Origin of the sequence: Paraburkholderia sp. SIMBA_053 (assembly GCF_046534895.1) — a bacterium.
GTDB lineage: Bacteria > Pseudomonadota > Gammaproteobacteria > Burkholderiales > Burkholderiaceae > Paraburkholderia > Paraburkholderia caledonica.
In genome coordinates this window covers 1-236 of the sequence record NZ_JAWRXU010001717.1, presented here as the reverse complement: position 1 = coordinate 236, position 236 = coordinate 1, and the positions used below count along the sequence as shown (strand labels likewise).

At 60.6% G+C, this 236-nt stretch carries 1 protein-coding gene; it reads left to right on the top strand.

Annotated elements, in window-relative coordinates; translation table 11 throughout:
• Positions 1-16: 16 nt before the first annotated feature.
• Positions 17-236, top strand: a 220-nt coding sequence (locus SB753_RS41385) for a TRAP transporter large permease subunit (protein ID WP_410805731.1), incomplete at its 3' end; no start/stop codon positions are given.

Below are 236 nucleotides of genomic sequence, written 5' to 3'. Positions count from 1 at the left end.
CTTGCAGGCGTCTAAAGTGGGTGACTACTTCGTCAATTTCGCCTTTGCTGCTGCAGGCCGCGCCCGGGGTGGCCCGGCGAAAGTCGCCATCTTCGCTTCTGGCTTGATGGGGATGATTAACGGCACCTCGGCCGGTAACGTGGTATCGACAGGCTCTTTGACCATTCCGTTGATGAAGAAGGTGGGCTACCCCGCCCGTAGCGCAGGTGCCATTGAAGCTGCGGCCTCGACCGGTG